17 protein-coding genes are annotated in these 17187 nt (G+C 62.6%); 12 read left to right on the top strand and 5 right to left on the bottom strand.

Features of this window, described 5'->3' with window-relative positions:
* Positions 1 to 14: 14 nt before the first annotated feature.
* The gene (locus WA070_RS13570; protein ID WP_422634463.1) at positions 15 to 1280 is read left to right on the top strand and encodes a class I SAM-dependent methyltransferase; all 1266 of its coding nucleotides are present in this window, start codon (positions 15 to 17) and stop codon (positions 1278 to 1280) included.
* Positions 1281 to 1432: 152 nt separating this feature from the next.
* Here WA070_RS13570 and WA070_RS13565 read toward each other — a convergent pair whose 3' ends face one another.
* The 3 genes from WA070_RS13565 to chrA all read right to left on the bottom strand — a co-directional run bounded on the left by WA070_RS13565 (position 1433) and on the right by chrA (position 5109).
* Positions 1433 to 2143, bottom strand: a complete 711-nt coding sequence (locus tag WA070_RS13565; RefSeq protein WP_422634546.1) for an SDR family NAD(P)-dependent oxidoreductase — start codon at positions 2141 to 2143, stop codon at positions 1433 to 1435.
* A gap of 133 nt (positions 2144 to 2276) precedes the next feature.
* Positions 2277 to 3737, bottom strand: a complete 1461-nt coding sequence (gene purF / locus WA070_RS13560) for an amidophosphoribosyltransferase (RefSeq protein WP_422634462.1) — start codon at positions 3735 to 3737, stop codon at positions 2277 to 2279.
* Between the two features lie 175 nt (positions 3738 to 3912).
* Entirely contained in the window at positions 3913 to 5109 is a 1197-nt protein-coding gene (gene chrA, locus WA070_RS13555) for a chromate efflux transporter (RefSeq protein WP_422634461.1), read from the bottom strand.
* On the opposite strand from chrA, the gene WA070_RS13550 reads away from it, so the two are divergent.
* The 9 genes from WA070_RS13550 (at position 5108) to WA070_RS13510 (ending at position 12383) form a co-directional block, all read left to right on the top strand.
* Entirely contained in the window at positions 5108 to 5296 is a 189-nt protein-coding gene (locus WA070_RS13550; protein WP_422634460.1) for a hypothetical protein, read from the top strand. The two genes, chrA and WA070_RS13550, sit on opposite strands and share 2 nt — an antisense overlap.
* Positions 5296 to 6030 (top strand): heme ABC transporter permease CcmC, encoded by a 735-nt coding sequence (ccmC, locus tag WA070_RS13545; RefSeq protein ID WP_422634459.1) that lies wholly within the window; start codon positions 5296 to 5298, stop codon positions 6028 to 6030. Before WA070_RS13550 ends, ccmC begins: the two co-directional genes overlap by 1 nt.
* A gap of 4 nt (positions 6031 to 6034) precedes the next feature.
* Positions 6035 to 6166: a hypothetical protein gene (locus WA070_RS13540; RefSeq protein WP_422634458.1), complete on the top strand. Its 132-nt coding sequence runs from the start codon at positions 6035 to 6037 to the stop codon at positions 6164 to 6166.
* Complete coding sequence (gene ccmE, locus WA070_RS13535) at positions 6163 to 6609, top strand: cytochrome c maturation protein CcmE (RefSeq protein ID WP_422634457.1); 447 nt, start codon at positions 6163 to 6165, stop codon at positions 6607 to 6609. The genes WA070_RS13540 and ccmE overlap by 4 nt, the downstream gene beginning before the upstream one ends.
* A gap of 228 nt (positions 6610 to 6837) precedes the next feature.
* On the top strand, positions 6838 to 8763 hold the full coding sequence (locus WA070_RS13530) for a heme lyase CcmF/NrfE family subunit (protein ID WP_422634456.1): 1926 nt from the start codon (positions 6838 to 6840) through the stop codon (positions 8761 to 8763).
* Positions 8760 to 9287, top strand: coding sequence for a redoxin family protein (locus WA070_RS13525; protein ID WP_422634455.1), 528 nt, complete (start codon positions 8760 to 8762; stop codon positions 9285 to 9287). The genes WA070_RS13530 and WA070_RS13525 overlap by 4 nt, the downstream gene beginning before the upstream one ends.
* Positions 9284 to 9694 carry a cytochrome c-type biogenesis protein gene (locus WA070_RS13520; protein ID WP_422634454.1) on the top strand — a complete coding sequence of 137 codons (411 nt, stop codon included), beginning with the start codon at positions 9284 to 9286 and terminating at the stop codon, positions 9692 to 9694. Before WA070_RS13525 ends, WA070_RS13520 begins: the two co-directional genes overlap by 4 nt.
* Positions 9691 to 10329, top strand: coding sequence for a tetratricopeptide repeat protein (locus WA070_RS13515; protein WP_422634453.1), 639 nt, complete (start codon positions 9691 to 9693; stop codon positions 10327 to 10329). The genes WA070_RS13520 and WA070_RS13515 overlap by 4 nt, the downstream gene beginning before the upstream one ends.
* 125 nt (positions 10330 to 10454) lie before the next feature.
* The gene (locus tag WA070_RS13510) at positions 10455 to 12383 is read left to right on the top strand and encodes a potassium transporter Kup (RefSeq protein WP_422634452.1); all 1929 of its coding nucleotides are present in this window, start codon (positions 10455 to 10457) and stop codon (positions 12381 to 12383) included.
* Between the two features lie 52 nt (positions 12384 to 12435).
* Here the strand turns inward: WA070_RS13510 and WA070_RS13505 are convergent, their stop codons facing one another.
* Positions 12436 to 12906 carry an Hsp20 family protein gene (locus tag WA070_RS13505; RefSeq protein WP_422634451.1) on the bottom strand — a complete coding sequence of 157 codons (471 nt, stop codon included), beginning with the start codon at positions 12904 to 12906 and terminating at the stop codon, positions 12436 to 12438.
* 534 nt (positions 12907 to 13440) lie between these two features.
* On the opposite strand from WA070_RS13505, the gene WA070_RS13500 reads away from it, so the two are divergent.
* Entirely contained in the window at positions 13441 to 14691 is a 1251-nt protein-coding gene (locus WA070_RS13500) for a lipoprotein-releasing ABC transporter permease subunit (RefSeq protein WP_422634450.1), read from the top strand.
* On the top strand, positions 14684 to 15355 hold the full coding sequence (locus WA070_RS13495; RefSeq protein ID WP_422634449.1) for an ABC transporter ATP-binding protein: 672 nt from the start codon (positions 14684 to 14686) through the stop codon (positions 15353 to 15355). The genes WA070_RS13500 and WA070_RS13495 overlap by 8 nt, the downstream gene beginning before the upstream one ends.
* Before the next feature lie 3 nt (positions 15356 to 15358).
* Here the strand turns inward: WA070_RS13495 and WA070_RS13490 are convergent, their stop codons facing one another.
* Complete coding sequence (locus tag WA070_RS13490) at positions 15359 to 17170, bottom strand: diguanylate cyclase (RefSeq protein WP_422634448.1); 1812 nt, start codon at positions 17168 to 17170, stop codon at positions 15359 to 15361.
* Between the last annotated feature and the right edge of the window lie 17 nt (positions 17171 to 17187).

The following is a 17187-nucleotide window of genomic DNA, read 5'->3' as shown; positions in this document are numbered from 1 at the left end:
CAGAAGCCTGTGTCATGAATGCGATCGACCCCCGCCGTGGCCGCCGTGCCCTGTCCGTCCGCCGCCCGCCACGCGGGCGTGGATCGGGATTGTTGGGCAAGGCTTTGGGGCCGCTGTTCCACCGGTTGCTGGATCGGATTGATCGGGGATTGGAGCAGGGGTCACTCGACGCGACCTTGCCGGACGGGACGCGCCGTTTGCTGGGCGGGCGAGCGCCGGGGCCACATTGCGAGGTCGATCTGGTCCGCTGGAGGGCGCTGGTTCGGCTGGCAACGGGGGGATCGGCAGGCTGGTATCGCGCCTGGGCGGCGGGTGAGTGGACCAGCCCCGATCCCGTGCCGCTCTTTGCCCTGTTCATGACCAACGCCGTATTGCTGGGGAAGGTCGCGCGGCCCAACGGGCCGGGGCGCTGGATCGGGCGGGCAGCGCATTGGGCGCGGCGCAACAGCCGGACCGGATCGCGCCACAATATCGCCTATCATTATGATCTGGGGAATGATTTTTACCGGCTTTGGCTGGACGAGACCATGCATTATTCCAGTGCCTTGTTCCTGGACCCTGACAGCCGGATCGAAAGCCTGGAACTGGCGCAGCGGCGCAAGGTCGATGCGATTCTCGATCGACTCGACCTGACCGATGGCGCGTCGATGCTGGAAATCGGATGCGGTTGGGGCGGGCTGGCGGATCAGGCGATGGCGCGGTGCGCGATCGACTATACGGGCATCACCCTGTCGGTCGAGCAGGCCGATTATGCCCGCGACCGGCTTGGTTCGGGCGCGAAGGTGTTGCTGACTGACTATCGCGATGCTCAGGGGCAATATGACGCCATCGCCAGCGTCGAAATGGTGGAGGCGGTTGGGCAGCGTTACTGGCCCGATTATCTGGCGACCATCCATCGGCTGCTGAAGCCGGGCGGCAAAGCGGCGATCCAATATATTTTGATCGATGATGCGATCTTCGAACGCTATGCGCGCGGGGCGGATTTCATTCAGACCTATATCTTTCCCGGTGGGATGCTGATGTCGGAAAGCCGGTTTCGGGCATTGGGGGAGGCGCAGGGGCTGGAATGGCGGGACGTCTATCGCTTCGGCAAAGATTATGCGGAAACGTTGCGGCGATGGCGCGAGCGGTTTGACCGCGCGATCGAGCAAGGGGAATTGCCCGCCAGTTTCGACCAACATTTTGTAGCGTTATGGCGATACTATCTGATGTATTGTGAAGGTGGTTTTGCGGGCGGCGGGATCGATGTAGCGCAGGTGACTTTGGTGAAGCCCGCTTAGTGATATCGAGCGCAGCGCTTTCGACTTCTCGACTTCGCTCGAAGCGAACGGCGGGGGTATAAGGCGTGTGTTCCCGCGCAGGCGGGAACCCAGATCGAACGGCGGGACTGGCTTCCCACCTGCGCGGGAACACGGCAACCATTTATGCGAAGTCAGCCTTCTACGCGCATTCTGTGGCCGGTCGGCGTGTCGGCGCTCACCAACTGGACGATGGCGTCGGCGACCACTTCCGGGCCTTTGAGCGTCGCGGGGTCTTCGCCGGGGAAGGCGCGGGCGCGCATGGCGGTGCGCGTTGCACCGGGATCGACAATGTGGGTACGAATGGCCGAGATGTTCTTCATCTCCTCGCCATAACAGCCCACCAGCGTTTCCAGCGCGGCCTTCGACGCCCCATATGCGGCCCAATAGGCGCGCGGCTTTGCGACCGAAGAGGTGACGGCCACGACGCGGGCGTCCTGGCTGGCGCGGAGCATGCCGTCGAACGCGGCGATCAGCGCCTGGGGCGCTGCGATGTTGAGCGTCAGCAGGCGGGCAAATTCCTTCGCGTCGATCGAGGGCACGGCTGCGAGCGAACCAAGCGTCGCGGCGTTCAGGACGATGATGTCGAGCGCGTCCCAGCGTCCGCCGATGGCCTGTGCCAGCCGTCCGATGCTTTCGCCATCGGTCAGGTCGAGCGGGGCGATCGTCGCGTTGCCGCCTGCGGCGTGGATGCGTTCCTCGACTTCTTCCAGCCCACCGGTGGTCCGGGCGGTCAGGACGACATGCGCGCCTGCTGCTGCGAGCGCTTGTGCTGTGGCGGCACCGATGCCCCGGCTTGCCCCAGTGACGAGCGCCAATTTACCGGAAAGGGGGAAGTCTTGCATCATGGGTCTCGCCATTTCAGCGGCGCAGTTGCGTGCAGGCCGCTCTTATAATGCGTTCGGGTTGTGACGGTCGAAGCGAGGGGCTTCGACAGGCTCAGCCCGAACGGAGGTTGTTAGATCTGGGTGGGAGGTTTTACGCGACCCGCTCAGCCAGAAGTTCAAGCTGGTTGGTGACGACCACGTCATCCTGATCGGTGAGCGTCGTGGGATAGTCGCCAGTGAAGCAGGCGTCGCAATATTGCGGGCGGCTGTCGGAGCGGGCGGCTTCGCCCAGCGCCTTGTACAGGCCACCGATCGAGATGAAGGACAGGCTGTCGGCGTGGATGAAGTCCTGCATACCGCCCACATCGAGACGGTGCGCGAGCAGCTTCGTGCGTTCGGGCGTATCGACGCCGTAGAAGCAGCTATGCTTGGTCGGCGGGCTGGCGATGCGCATATGCACTTCCGCCGCGCCTGCTTCACGCATCATCTGCACGATTTTCAGGCTGGTCGTTCCGCGCACGATCGAATCATCGACCAGCACGATCCGCTTGCCCTCTATCAACGCGCGGTTGGCGTTGTGCTTGAGCTTGACGCCCAAGTGGCGGACCTTGTCGCTGGGCTGGATGAAGGTGCGGCCGATATAGTGCGACCGGATGATACCCAGTTCAAAGGGGATGCCCGATTGTTGGGCGTAACCGATCGCGGCGGGGACGCCGCTGTCAGGCACGGGGATGATATAGTCAGCATCGACAGGGTTTTCGATCGCCAGTTGTGCGCCGATCGCCTTGCGCACCGAATAGACGCTGGACCCGTCCACGATCGAATCGGGGCGGCTGAAATAGACATGCTCGAAGATACAGGGGCGCGGGTTGGTTTCGCCAAAGGGGCGGTGCGAGCGGATTTCGCCTTCGGTGGTGACGATCACCAGTTCGCCCGGATCGATGGAGCGGACATAATCCGCGCCGACGACATCGAACGCGACGGTTTCGGACGCAAAGATGGTCGATTCGCCGAGTGTTCCCATGACCAGAGGCCGGATGCCCAGCGGATCGCGGCAGGCGATCATGCCTTCTGGCGTCATGACGATGAGGGAATAGGCACCCTCGACCTGCTTCAAAGCGTCGATGAACTTGTCGAGCAGGGTGCGATAGCTGGACGTTGCGACCAGATGGATGATGACTTCGGTGTCCGATGTGGACTGAAAGATCGACCCGCGCCGGATGAGTTCGCGCCGCAGCTTCATCGCGTTGGAGATGTTGCCGTTATGGGCGATGGCGAAACCGCCGGAGTTGAGTTCGGCGTAGAGCGGCTGAACGTTGCGCACCGATGTTTCGCCGGTGGTGGAATAGCGCACATGGCCGCAGGCTGTGTCGCCGGGCAGGGCGCGAATCACTTCGTCCCGGTCGAAATTGCCAGCGACATGGCCCATCGCTCGGTGGGTATGGAAATCATGTCCGTCCCAGCTGGTGATGCCGGCGGCTTCCTGGCCACGATGTTGGAGTGCGTGGAGGCCAAGGGCCACGATGGCAGACGCCGTTTCGGCGCGAGTGATGCCGAAAATGCCGCATTCCTCGCGCAACTTGTCGTCGTCGAATGGGTTTGTCGTAATCATGGGTGCGAGCGGTTCCATAGCCGTTCCTGACAGTCCCGGAGGTGTCCCCAGGGGCGTCGTTGTGCGCGCATATAGTCGTTGATGTTGGCTTTGTCGCCCTCCTGTCACAAAAAAGCGTGTCAGCCGGTTCCTTTGCCCGGTCTGCGGAGGAATTTCACGGGGGCGCGTTCGGGGATCAGGGCGCGATGAGCCAGCCCAGCAGCGCTCCGCTTCCTACGATGGCGGGTGTGACCCATGCGCCCTTCACACGCCAGGCGATCAGTAGCGCGAGCGCAAACATCGCCGCTGCGATGAGGGGACTGGCCACCCGAGCGCTGGTGGCCTGGGCAAGTTGCAGGAAGGTGGCCGCGATGATGCCGACGACGGCTGCTGCTACGCCGCTGAGTATGCGGTGGAGCGCGGGGTTTTCCACGATGGCTTCGAGCCGCTCGAACAAGATGAGCGAGAAGGCGAACGCGGGGAGGAACATGCCCGCCGTGACTGCCAGCGCGCCCAGCGGGCCGCCCGCGACATAGCCGACGAAGGTCGCGAAGATCACAAGCGGCGCGGGCAGGACGCCCGCGAGCGCGATGCCGTCGAGAAAGGCCGAGTCGCCGATCCATCCCCGACCTACCGTATCGGCGCGGACATAGGGGATGGCGGTATAGGCGCCGCCGAAGGTGAGCAGGCCGCCCTTTAGTCCGGCGACAAAGAGCATGGCGAGCGTGGCGTGAGCGTGAGCGGCGAATGGCGCGCTCAGGCCAAGGTCCGGGCCGAAATGATATGCAACGAGCGCGCCGAGAATGGGGGTGAGCAATAGCAGCAGCGCCACGACGGGGCGATGCGCCAATGTGTAGGACAGGCCCGCTGCGATCAGGATGATCCAGAAGGGCGCGCCGAGCATCGTGGCGACCAGCGCCACGGCGGCGATCACGCCAAGCAGGCGATCTTCGATAATATGCTGGCCGATTCGGATCACGGCGCGGGCGATGACCGCCAGCACGACGATCTGGACGCCGAGCAACGGGCCGGTCATGCCAGCATGCCCCGCGATCCAGTCCGTATAGAGCCATCCTGCGATCATCATCAGTATGAGGCCGGGCAGCATGAAGCCCAGTCCTGCGACGATGCCGCCTGCCCTGCCGCGCGCGACCATGCCGAGATGGACGCATAGCTCATGCGCTTCGGGTCCGGGCAATATCTGCAACACGGCCAGCAATTTATTGAAGCGGGCCGGGGCGATCCAGCGATCTTCCTCCACCAACGACTGGCGCAGCATGGCGATTTGCGCGACTGGCCCGCCAAAAGCGAGTGCGCCAAAGCGCAGGAATTTGAGGAAAAGCGCGGTCAGGCTCAACTGCTGAATATTGGTCGGTTGGGTGGAAATGGGCATGAAGACGCTCCTGACGCCACGAATATGGCGTGTGGAACGGACTTGGACGGATGCCCGTCTGGCCGGGCGTCCGCATTGGCCCGGTGTCATTGCCTATCGGCGAAAGGGAGCCGGGCTGTCAACGGCGCGCATCGACAAAATGCCCCATGGCAAAGCGGGCGCGGCGCGGCTAAAGAGCCAGCCCTGATGCATCGTTTCGCCAATCCCGCCCGCTTCTTGCAGATCGCGCGTCCATTGACGGGCTGGCTGTTCTGGCCGGGCCTGCTGTTGCTGCTCGCCGGGTGCGCCTGTGGCCTGTTCGTAACGCCCGCCGATTATCTTCAGGGGGAGACTGTGCGCATCCTCTACATCCATGTGCCTGCCGCCTGGCTGGGCATGGGGGGATGGACCGGAATTGCCATCGCCGCGCTGATGCAACTGGTGTGGCGGCACCCGCTGGCTGCCGTTGCGGGTCGCGCCATTGCCGGGCCGGGCGCGCTGTTCACCGCCATTTGTCTGGCTACCGGGTCAATCTGGGGGCGGCCGACATGGGGGACATGGTGGGAATGGGACGGGCGGATGACGTCCATGCTGATCCTCTTTTTTCTCTATCTGGGCTATATCGCGCTCAGCAATGCCAGTGCGAGGCAGGGCAGTGCGGGGCAGCAGGGTGGGGTCAGCACCGTGACCGCGATCTTCGCGCTGGTCGGGGCAATCAATATTCCCATCATCAATCGATCGGTCCTGTGGTGGAACAGCCTGCATCAGGGGCCGTCCATCACGCTGAGCGGGTCGAGCATTGACGGATCGCTGCTGTGGCCGCTGGCGCTGACGCTGATCGGTTTCACACTTTTGTTCGGCGCGATCGTGCTGATGCGGATGCGGGCGATTTTGGCGCGCAATAAGGTCGAGGCGCGGATGCAACGGTTGGCGCGGGGATAGGGTGATGAACCAGTGGGCCTTTGTAACCGCCGCCTATGTCGTGACGTTGCTTGGCACCGCCATCGTCAGCATCGTCAGCTGGCGCGCCATGCGTAATGCGGAGCGGCAGGCGCAGACAGTGTCGGACAAGTCATGAAGGCCAAGCATCAAAGGCTGATCCTGGCGGTTGCAGCGCTGGTCGCCCTGATCGGTGCGGGACTGCTGGCGGCGTCGGCGTTGAAGGATGAAGCCGCCTATTTCTATGCGCCCGGTGACGTCAGGGCCAAGGGCGTCGAGCCGGGCAAGGCGATCCGTTTGGGCGGCATGGTGGTCAAGGGGAGCCTGAAGAGGGCCGCCGATGGCGTGACGCTGCATTTCGACGTGACCGATGGGAAGGCGACCGTGCCCGCTGTATTTAAAGGCATCGCGCCCGACCTGTTCAAGGAAGGCAGCGGGGTCGTGGCCGAAGGGGCGTTCGATACCAAGGGGGCGTTTATCGCGACCAATCTGCTGGCCAAGCATGACGAGCGCTATATGCCGCGTGAGTTGGACGGCATGACCTACAATGAAACGACGCGTGAGATGAAGGCGGAGCGGTGACCATGGTTTTTCGCGCCTTCATTCCTGCGAAGGTGGGAATCTATCCCAGGACCGTTCTGTGTGGCGCGGGCTGGAGATGGGCCCCCGCCTGCGCGGGGATGACGGTGTGGGGGGTGAGGGACGTTCTTCGTCATCCCAGCATAGGCTGGGATCTCGCTTTCTGTGCGCGAAAAAGAAGAGGGCTTCGAGCTTTCGCTGGAATGACGTTGTTGTTGGGGGCGGGCGCGCATGATTGCTGAGACCGGTCTTGCCGCGCTCTGGCTGGCGGCGGCGCTGGCGTTGCTGCAGCTTGTGCTTGCCTGTGCGGGGCTGAAAGGGGCCAAGCCCGAACTGCTGGCCGCCGTTCGGCCCGCTGCCGTCGCGCAGGGTGTTTTGACGGCTGTGGCGTTTGTAGCGCTGATTACGCTGTTCATGCGGTCCGACATGTCGGTGTTGCTGGTCGCGACCAACAGCCATTCGGCCAAGCCCTGGCTCTACAAATTCGCGGGCACTTGGGGCAACCATGAAGGGTCGATGTTGCTGTGGGTGACGGTGATGGGCGTTGCGGGGGCAGCGGTTGCGCTGTTCGAACGCGCGCTGCGCCGGGACACGCATATGGCGACGCTGGGCGGACAGGCGGCGATTTCGCTTGGCTTCTACGCCTTCCTGCTTTTCTCTTCCAACCCCTTCGCACGGATCGATCCAGCGCCCGCAGACGGGCAGGGGCTGAACCCGCTGTTGCAGGACCCCGGTCTCGCTTTCCATCCGCCCACATTATATCTTGGCTATGTCGGCCTGTCCGTCGCTTTTTCCTTTGCGATCGGTGCGCTGGTGACGCGGCAGGTAGATGCGGCCTTTGCCCGCGCGATGCGGCCTTGGGTGCTGGGCGCGTGGATATTGCTGACGCTGGGCATCACGGCGGGCAGTTACTGGGCTTATTATGAACTGGGCTGGGGCGGCTGGTGGTTTTGGGACCCGGTCGAAAATGCGTCGCTGATGCCCTGGCTGGCGGCAACGGCCTTGCTGCACAGCGTGACCGTGCTGGCGACCCGCGATGCGCTGCGTGCCTGGACGGTCATGCTGGCGGTCGTGGCCTTTTCCATGTCGATGGTCGGCACCTTCCTCGTGCGGTCGGGCATATTGACCAGCGTTCATGCATTTGCCGTCGATCCCTCGCGGGGCAGCTTCATCCTTGGGCTGCTGGCGGTCTATATCGGTGGAGCTTTAGCGCTGTTTGGCTGGCGGATCGGATCGGTGCGCGAAGGTGCGCCGTTCGAACTGGTCAGTCGTGAAACGATGCTGGTCATCAATAACCTGTTGCTGACGGTCATATTGGGGCTGGTGCTGATCGGGACGCTCTATCCGCTGATGACCGAAGCGTTCGGGCACAAGGTTTCGGTCGGTGCGCCCTATTTCGATCGGATCGCCGGACCCATCGCCCTGGCGCTGATGGTGGCGATGGCGGTGGGGCCAATGGTGCGCTGGCGGCGCGATCGCATGACGGTGGTCGGCAGGCGTTTGTTGATACCGGCAGTCATTGGCGTGCTGCTGACGATCATGGTGGCGGTGCTGGCCTGGGGTCGCATTGGCATATTGCCGTTTTTGGGCCTGATCGTCGCGGGCGCGGTGGGTGTCGCCAGCTTGGCGCCGTTGTGGAAGCGCAATCTGCTGCGCACGCCTCTGTTCACCTATGGCATGGTCATCGCGCATATGGGGTGTGCCGTGAGCATGGCCGGCATGGCCAGCGATTCCGCCTTCACGGTCGAGAAGCTGGTCGCCGCGCGGCCGGGCGACACGATCAGCACGGCGGGCTGGGCTTTGCGGTTCGACAAGATCATGCCGATCGCGGGTGACAACTGGACCGCGCTTCAAGCCGATATTCAGGTCAATCGCGGCGACACGCCGGTGACGATCCATCCGCAATCGCGCTTTTTCTCTTCACCGCCGACGACAACCAGCGAGGCGGCATTGCTGACCCGCTGGAACGGGCAGTTGTACGTCGTGCTGGGCGAACAGGTCGATGGCGGGCGGTGGCAGTTGCGCATCTGGTGGAAGCCGTTCGTGACGCTCATCTGGCTGGGCGGCGTGATGATCGCACTGGGTGGCGCGCTGGCGCTGCTGGGGCGGGAACGTCGCGGCTGGTTGATGAAATGGCGCGCGAGGCAGGCGGCATGAGGCGAGTGCTGATCTGGCTGCCGATGCTACTGTTTCTGGGCTTTGTCGCGCTGTTCGCCAGCGGGCTGTTCAAGCCGGACGACCGTATCATTCACAGTCGCCTCGTCGGGCAGGCGCTACCTGCCTTCACCCTGCCCGCTGCCGCGAGTGATCGGCCTGCGCTTGCCAGTACGGAACTTGCTACCGGCAAGCCTCGCCTGCTGAACATCTTTGCCAGTTGGTGTGTGCCTTGTGCTGCCGAAGCGCCGCAGCTTGACGCGCTCAGGCAGGCGGGCGCGCAGATCGACGCCATCGCCATTCGCGATGCGCGGCCCGATGTCGACGCTTTCCTGAAACGCAACGGCAATCCCTATGCGCGCATAGGGTTGGATGCGCGCAGCGCCGTCCAGATTGCGCTCGGTTCGTCGGGTGTGCCGGAAACCTTCGTCATCGATGGCCGGGGGCGTATTGCCTACCAGCATATTGGCGACATTCGTGCCGACGATGTGCCGATGCTGCTCGACCGGTTGAAGGCTGCGCAATGAGGGGGATATTCGCTTTCCTGCTGATGCTGCTTACTGCTCCGCTGGCGGCGCAGACCGCCTTGCCGCCTGCGCCATGGGCTGATCGACAGATTGCGGACGCGGCGCAGGAACGCCGCGCCAAGGCTCTGATGGAAACCATTCGCTGCCTGACCTGCCAGAGCCAGTCGATCGCCGACAGCAATGCGTCGATGGCGGGCGACATGCGATCGCAGATTCGCGAGCGGATCATGGCGGGCGAACAGCCTGAAGCGATCCGTGCCTGGCTCATCAGTCGATATGGCGACTGGGTGAGTTACGAACCGACTGCTGCGCCGATCCTGTGGCCGCTCTGGGCTGCGCCGGTGCTGCTGCTCGCCCTTGGGCTGTTCCTGATCCGTGGCCGTATCAAGCGAAGGGCAAAATCATGACCGGATGGATCATTGCTTTTGCACTGGCTGGCGTGACGCTGATCGCGCTGATGCTGATCGGTCGGATACCGCGTTCGACCCGCGAAATCACGGCGGGTGCGTTGCTGATCGGGCTTGCAGGCTATGCGTGGCAAGGCAATCCGGGGCTTGCCGGATCGCCGCGCAGCGTCAAGGCGGACATCGCGTTCGACGAGAAGCTGGCCGAACAGCGGCGCGGGCTGGCCGAACGCTATGGCCCGGCGGGACAATGGCTGGTGATGTCGGATTCCTTTGGACGGCGTGGTCAGACGAAGGACGCCGCCAACATCCTGATCGCTGGCCTGCGCCAGACGCCCGAGGACGCGAATCTGTGGCTGGGGCTGGGCAATGCGCTGATGGCCCATGCTGATGGCGCGCTGTCGCCGAGTGCGGATTTCGCCTTTCGCCGTGCGCTGACGATCGAACCGGAAGGTCCGGCGCCGCGCTATTTCTACGGACTGGCGCTCGCCAGTAGCGGCCAGTTGCAGGCCGCCCGCGACCTATGGGCACCGCTGGCCGCCAGCGCACCAAAGGACAGTAAGATCAAAGCGGAACTGGATGCGAACATCGCGCGTATCGATGCGATGCTTGCCGGTAGCGACCCTGCATCACGATGACCCTGTGGCGCCGCATTGCGCGCCTATGAGAGGCGTGATAGGGCGCGGCGGCTTGCGGGGCAGCGGGATTGTCCGTTGGCTCATGATCGGATCTCGATACCTTATGCCAATGCGGCTTTTCACTCGTGGCTGATCTCCTTCCAAACACGGCTCCCTCATCCGGGAACGATGACGAGGAAAGCCATGGCCATGCCCGGCAGAAGGCGACGATAAAGCTGGTCGTCGGCGCGGTCGGCATCGTGTTTGGCGACATCGGCACCAGCCCGCTCTATGCATTCCGCGAAACATTTGCGGGTCATCATCACCTGGACCTTGATCCCGACCATATATTGGGCGTCATCAGCCTGATGTTCTGGTCGATGATGCTGGTGGTGACGTTGAAATATGTCAGCGTCATCATGCGCGCTGATAACAAGGGCGAAGGCGGCAGCCTGGCGCTGCTGGCGCTGATCAACGGGCAGACGAAGACACAGCGCTGGTCGCGCGGCATCGTGCTGCTGGGCGTGTTCGCGACGGCGTTGTTCTATGGCGATTCGATGATTACGCCAGCGGTGTCTGTGCTGTCGGCGGTCGAGGGGCTTGCGGTTTATAACCCAGCCCTTGCTCCGGCGATCCTGCCCGTCGTCATCATCATATTGGTGGGCCTGTTCTGGATACAGGGGCTGGGTACGAACAAGGTCGCGACCTTGTTCGGGCCGATCATGTTGCTCTATTTCGTGACGATCGCAACGTTAGGCGTGCTGTCGATCATCAAGACGCCGGGCATATTGTATGCCATCAACCCCTATTGGGCAGTGATGTTTTTCGTTACCGATCCGCTGCCGGCCTTTCTGGCATTGGGGTCCGTGGTGTTGGCGGTGACGGGGGCAGAGGCGCTCTATGCCGATATGGGGCATTTTGGGCGCAACCCGATCCGTGTGTCCTGGCTCGCCTTCGTACTGCCCGCGCTGATCCTGAACTATATGGGGCAGGGCGCGCTGCTGTTTCGCGACGGGGCGGCGGCGCTGCACAGTCCTTTCTACAATCTCGCGCCGCAATGGGCGCAATTGCCGCTGATCGGGCTGGCCACGATGGCAGCGATCATCGCGTCGCAGGCAGTGATTTCCGGCGCGTTTTCCGTGACACAGCAGGCGATCCAGCTGGGCTTCATGCCGCGTCTGCGGATCGAACATACCAGTGCGGATACCGCCGGGCAGATTTACATTCCCCTGATCAACTGGGGGCTGATGGTCATGGTCATCCTGCTGGTGCTGACGTTCAGGACTTCGTCCAACCTGACTGCGGCCTATGGCATCGCAGTCACCGGAGCGATGTTCATCGACAATGTGCTGCTGACCGTCGTGCTGTACCGGTTGTGGAACTGGAAATGGTATTATTCCGCGCCATTGCTGGCAGTATTCTATATCGTGGATGGTGCCTATCTGGCCGCCAATCTGACGAAGGTGCCCGATGGTGGCTGGTTCCCACTGCTGATCGGCTTCATTATCTTCACGCTGCTGACCACATGGTCGCGCGGTCGACGGCTGGTGCAGGATCGGTTGCGCGAAGCGGCGATGCCGATCCCGGTGTTCGTCGCATCCGCCGCCAACAGCGCGGTGCGCGTTTCGGGCACGGCTGTGTTCATGACATCGACGCCCGATGGCGTGCCGCATGCACTGCTCCACAACCTCAAGCATAACAAGGTGCTGCACGAGCGAGTCATACTGCTGACCGTCAAGATCAAGAATGTGCCGGTGGTCGATGAAGATGGCCGGTGCAAGCTGGAGGATCTGGGTCGCGGGTTCTTCCGCGTGGTGCTGCAATATGGCTTCATGCAGGAACCGGACGTTCCCGCTGCGCTCAAGAATGTCACCGGTTGTGGTCAGGCGTTCAAGATGATGGACACCAGCTTCTTCCTGGCGCGGCAGACTTTACTGCCGTCGGCCAATCCGGGCATGCCGTTGTGGCGGGAGAAGATTTTCGCGTGGATGTTGCGCAATGCGGAAAGCGCGATGGAGTTTTTCCGCCTGCCCACCAACCGCGTGGTCGAATTGGGCAGCCAGGTCGAAATATAAAAGGGCGCAACCCGCGAAGGTTGCGCCCCGTTAGCGTCAGATCAAAGTCAGATCAGGCCGCGTCGCGATCCTTGCTGGCGATTTCCACCAACTGACCGCCATTGACTGCGATTTTCTTGGGCTTCATCGCCTCTGGCACTTCGCGCAGCAGTTCGATCGACAACAGGCCGTCCGCCAGATCGGCCTTTTCCACCCGTACAAAATCGGCAAGTTCGAATCGCCGCTCGAAGCTGCGGTTCGCGATGCCGACGTGCAGATATTTTGTCCGATCAGGGGACGCATCATCCTTGCGCCCGATGACCTGAAGCAGGTTCTGCTGAGCGGTGATGTCGATTTCTTCGGGGCGGAAGCCGGCGACGGCCAGCGTCACGCGATAACGATCCTCCGACAGACGTTCGATGTTGAAGGGGGGGTAATTGTCGCCCTGGCTCAGCCGCGCATTGTTTTCGATCAGGTCGAACAAGCGATCGAAACCAACGGTGGAGCGGCGATAGGGGGTAAGATCAAAAGCACGCATTGTCATAATCTCCCAAAGAGCAAAATGAACGTGCCGGACCCGCAATGGCATCCGGCATTGGTCGATCCAGCCCCAAATGGCGGCCGGATGATGTCGATATGGTTGGGCGATTTTAGGTTTCAAGAGGCGCAAAGATCATCGCGTTTAACAGAAGAACGAGGGTAGGACGCTTTGTCCTATCGTTCATGATGCGCTGGTCATGTAGACAATAAAAAAGCGCCCGGATCGTGCTTTCACGATCCGGGCGCTTTCATGGACGATTGCTCGTCTCCCCCTTGGTCTGCCTCAACCGCTTCTCAGCCCCCTAAGCTCAAAGCGGGATGCAGTATCCCTGAACCACGGCCTTTACCTGTGCTTCCGAGGTTCTTGCTATGACTGGCGCGGCCTTGAGTCACGGGCAAAATCGGAGCGGTGTTATTTTCGCCGGAGTGCTGTGGCGCAGATGCAACAATCTGGCAATGCTTGCCGTCGCGCATCCTGCGGCCTAGACGTGTCCGCCGACCATCAGACCATCCATATTCTAAGGGCCGTTCGCGCCGCATGATTCTTTCCCGATACGAACGCATGATCGCCAAGCGTTACCTGCTGCCCGGCAAGGGTGAGGGTTTCATCTTCCTGGTCGCCGGGATCAGCCTGGCCGCCGTGATGCTGGGCGTTGCAGCGCTCATCATCGTCATGAGCGTGATGAATGGCTTTCGCGCCGAACTGTTCGACAAGATCGTGGGTCTGAATGGGCACGCGGTCGTGCAGGGCTATGGCGGGCGTTTGCCCGACTGGAAATCGGTGCTGACTCAGGCCAAGGCGACGCCGGGCGTCACCAGCGCGACGCCGATGATCGAACAGCCATTGCTCGCAACATTTCAGGGGCGGGTCGAAGCCGTGCTGGTGCGCGGCATGACTGTTCCCGACATTCGCAACAACAAGACGCTGAAGGGCAAGGTTCTATCAGGGAGCCTGAACAACCTGACGGCCAATGCAGGCAAGATCGGCATCGGTGCGCGATTGGCGGAAAATCTGGGTATCCAGATCGGTGACAGCCTGACAATCATCAATCCGGCGGGACGGGCCACCCCGTTCGGTACGGTCCCGCGCCAGATATCCTATCAGGTGGCAGCGATTTTCGAAGTCGGCATCTATGATTATGACAAGGCGTTCGTCGTCATGCCGATGGAGGATGCGCAGACTTTGTTGTTGCTGGGCGATGTCGTCGGCATGATCGAGGTGGAGACGGTCAACCCGGACAAGGTGGGGCAGATATTGGAGCCGCTGGCGGCCAAGGTCGCTGGCCGGGCCGTTGTCCAGGACTGGCGCCAGATGAATGCATCGCTGTTCGAGGCGCTGGCAGTCGAGCGGGTGGCGATGTTCGTCGTGCTGTCGATCATCGTGCTGGTCGCGGTGTTCAATATCCTGTCCTCTCTCATCATGCTGGTTCGCGCCAAGACGCGCGACATCGCGATATTGCGGACGATGGGGGCAAGTCGGTCGGGGCTGGTCAAGATCTTCATGACCGTGGGCGTCACCATCGGCGCGCTCGGCACATTGGCCGGCACGGTGCTGGGCTTTACATTCCTGTTCTTCCGGCAAGGCATCGTCAATGCGATCCAGTTTGCGACGGGGCAAAATCTGTGGGACCCCTCGATCCGCTTCCTGACCGAATTGCCCGCGCAGGCGGACCCGGTGGAAATTTCCATCATCTGCGTCATGGCGCTGGTCTTCAGTTTCCTCGCCACGCTCTATCCAGCGTTCAAGGCCGCCAATACCGATCCTGTACAGGTGCTGCGTTATGAATGAGATTTTGGTCGTCACCGGCCTGACGCGCAGCTTCACGCAGGGGAGCGAGACGATCGAGGTATTGCGCGGCGTCGACCTGACCGTGGGCCAGGGCGAGATCGTCGCGCTGCTGGGGCAGTCGGGGTCCGGCAAATCGACATTATTACAGGCGGTCGGCCTGCTGGAGGGCGGATTCGACGGGTCGATCAAGATCGGTGGCGAGGAAGCCGCGCGGCTGGACAATGACGGGCGGACACGGTTGCGGCGCGATGCGCTGGGCTTCGTCTATCAGTTCCACCACCTGTTGCCCGATTTCAACGCGACCGAGAATGTGATCCTGCCGCAGGTCATTCGTGATGTGGAGATGGAAATAGCCCGTAATCGGGCGCAATCGCTGCTGGCGTCGCTGGGCCTTGGCCATCGGCTGGATCATCGACCGAGCCAGTTGTCGGGTGGCGAGCAGCAGCGCGTCGCCGTCGCCCGCGCGCTGGCCAACCGGCCCGCGCTGGTGCTGGCGGACGAACCCACGGGCAATCTGGACGAGCGCACCGCCGACGTGGTGCTGGCCGAGTTTTTGCGACTGGTCCGGGAGGAAGGGTCGGCGGCGCTGGTCGCGACGCATAATGAACGGCTGGCGCAGAAGATGGACCGGATCGTCCGGCTGCACGAAGGCCGACTGGAATAAGGCCTAGGCGCTGATTGCGGCGGGCATGTCGCGTATGGTGGCGACGACGATACGATCGCGACCATCACGCTTGGCACGTAGCAGGGCGGCGTCGGCGGTCGCGACCAGCCGATGTGTGTCGCCATGGTCGGGATAGGCGGCCAGACCGAAGGAGGCAGTCACACTGCCCAGAGGCTTGCCCCGATAGTCCACCTGCAAGTCGCGGATCCGTTGCTGGACATGGCCTGCGCGCTCCAGCGCCTGATCGAGGGTCAGGCCGGGCATCAGCAGCAGAAACTCTTCGCCACCCAAACGGAACGCCATCTGTTCCTCGCGCACGGCGTCGGCGAGCACCTGAGCAAAAGCCCGCAATACAGCGTCGCCCGCGTCATGGCCGAACGTATCGTTGAACCGCTTGAAATGATCGATGTCGATCATCAGGCAGGCAAGCGGCAGGTGGTTGCGTTCCGCTCTGTCCAGATGCCCCTGAAGCGCCTGATCGAAATGGCGGCGATTCGACAATCCGGTCAGCGCGTCCGCCATCGCCATGGCGTGCAATGCGTCGCGCAGGCGCAGGTTGGCGAGCGCCAGCCCGATGTTTTCGGCCAGCATTTCCAGATAATGATCGAACGGCGAGAGGTCGCAGGCCGGGGCGTCCGATCGCCGTTCGAGATAGAGGAGTCCGATGCTCTTGCCCTGCGCGACGAGCGGGATGCAGATGGTGGTCAGGCTGTCATGATCGCCCAGATGGTCACAGGGTATGTCGATCGCGTCGCTGGCGGGACGATGGGGCTGGCCGCGGCGCAAGGCCCAACAGGTAGACGTGGGGAAGTCAGGACTCGACCCCAGCGGCCCGCCCCATGCGCAGGCCTGCACCATGACGCTGCGGCGCTTGTCGAGCATGTAGAGGCGTCCGGCCAGCGCGGGAACGATTTCGGGGGTGAAGCGCCGGACGACATCCGCCAGATCGTCCACGTTGTCGCATCCCTGCAACCTTTGCGTCATGCGGGAGAGGAGATCGCGCAGGACCCGATCGGTGTCGCGTTCGCGCTCCAGCCTTTGGCGTTCCAGCCCGTTTTCCCGGAAAATGCCGATCGCATGGGCCATGTCGCCAATCTCATCGACCTGACGCAGGTCGGGCGGGATCGCGTCATAATCCTGCGCGGCGAGGCGGGTGACGACATCGCTGAGGCGGACGACCGGATGCAGGATGCGTTGTTTGAGGACGAAGTAGAGTACGCACAGGACGAGGATCGCCGTGATGCCCAGCATGATTTCCGACATGGAGCGCCACAGGCGCGCGCCGTCGGTCGCGGCTTCGACCGCGTGGTTGGTCCGCTGGTCCAGCATATATTGAAACTTGCTGACTTGCGCCGCGACCCGGTCCATTTCACGGCCATATTCGTCGCCGAACAGGATGCCGCGCGCGGTTTCGCGGTCCCCCGACCGGGCGACCTGCAGGGCCATCGTCTGTTCGTCGGTCAGGCCATCTGCCCAGTGGATCGCCTGCTGCAGGGCTTGCAGTTCGCTGGCGCTGGCTCCCGCGTCACGCAGATGGCGGATGCGATCCTCCACCGAGCGCATGGCTGCCTTTTCCCGCTGATAAGCGACGAGGTGGCTGGGGTCGCGGGTCACGACATAGCCGCGCGCCTGTTCGCTGGCCCGATAGACATCCTCTTCCAGCGTCGAAGTGAGGTCGTCGAAGGTCGCGCGCTGAACGACAGCGGCGCGTTCGCGCTGCTCCGCCCCCGATGCCAGCAGCATGGTGGTGCCGGACAGGAGGGTAAGCGCGACGGTGGCGCCATAGGCCCAGTTGGTGATGGTGGATAAGCGCATGGACAAGGATAGTAGAG

This window comes from Sphingobium sp. (assembly GCF_049304695.1).
Lineage (GTDB): Bacteria > Pseudomonadota > Alphaproteobacteria > Sphingomonadales > Sphingomonadaceae > Sphingobium.
This window is presented reverse-complemented; position numbering and strand designations above follow the sequence as displayed.

Coding starts and splice junctions, on each gene's coding strand:
- WA070_RS13570 (WP_422634463.1), top strand. CDS start 15: ATGAATGCGATCGACCCCCGCCGTGGCCGCCGTGCCCTGTCCGTCCGC.
- WA070_RS13565 (WP_422634546.1), bottom strand. CDS start 2,143: ATGCAAGACTTCCCCCTTTCCGGTAAATTGGCGCTCGTCACTGGGGCA.
- purF (WP_422634462.1), bottom strand. CDS start 3,737: ATGATTACGACAAACCCATTCGACGACGACAAGTTGCGCGAGGAATGC.
- WA070_RS13550 (WP_422634460.1), top strand. CDS start 5,108: ATGAAGACGCTCCTGACGCCACGAATATGGCGTGTGGAACGGACTTGG.
- chrA (WP_422634461.1), bottom strand. CDS start 5,109: ATGCCCATTTCCACCCAACCGACCAATATTCAGCAGTTGAGCCTGACC.
- ccmC (WP_422634459.1), top strand. CDS start 5,296: ATGCATCGTTTCGCCAATCCCGCCCGCTTCTTGCAGATCGCGCGTCCA.
- WA070_RS13540 (WP_422634458.1), top strand. CDS start 6,035: ATGAACCAGTGGGCCTTTGTAACCGCCGCCTATGTCGTGACGTTGCTT.
- ccmE (WP_422634457.1), top strand. CDS start 6,163: ATGAAGGCCAAGCATCAAAGGCTGATCCTGGCGGTTGCAGCGCTGGTC.
- WA070_RS13530 (WP_422634456.1), top strand. CDS start 6,838: ATGATTGCTGAGACCGGTCTTGCCGCGCTCTGGCTGGCGGCGGCGCTG.
- WA070_RS13525 (WP_422634455.1), top strand. CDS start 8,760: ATGAGGCGAGTGCTGATCTGGCTGCCGATGCTACTGTTTCTGGGCTTT.
- WA070_RS13520 (WP_422634454.1), top strand. CDS start 9,284: ATGAGGGGGATATTCGCTTTCCTGCTGATGCTGCTTACTGCTCCGCTG.
- WA070_RS13515 (WP_422634453.1), top strand. CDS start 9,691: ATGACCGGATGGATCATTGCTTTTGCACTGGCTGGCGTGACGCTGATC.
- WA070_RS13505 (WP_422634451.1), bottom strand. CDS start 12,906: ATGACAATGCGTGCTTTTGATCTTACCCCCTATCGCCGCTCCACCGTT.
- WA070_RS13500 (WP_422634450.1), top strand. CDS start 13,441: ATGATTCTTTCCCGATACGAACGCATGATCGCCAAGCGTTACCTGCTG.
- WA070_RS13495 (WP_422634449.1), top strand. CDS start 14,684: ATGAATGAGATTTTGGTCGTCACCGGCCTGACGCGCAGCTTCACGCAG.
- WA070_RS13490 (WP_422634448.1), bottom strand. CDS start 17,170: ATGCGCTTATCCACCATCACCAACTGGGCCTATGGCGCCACCGTCGCG.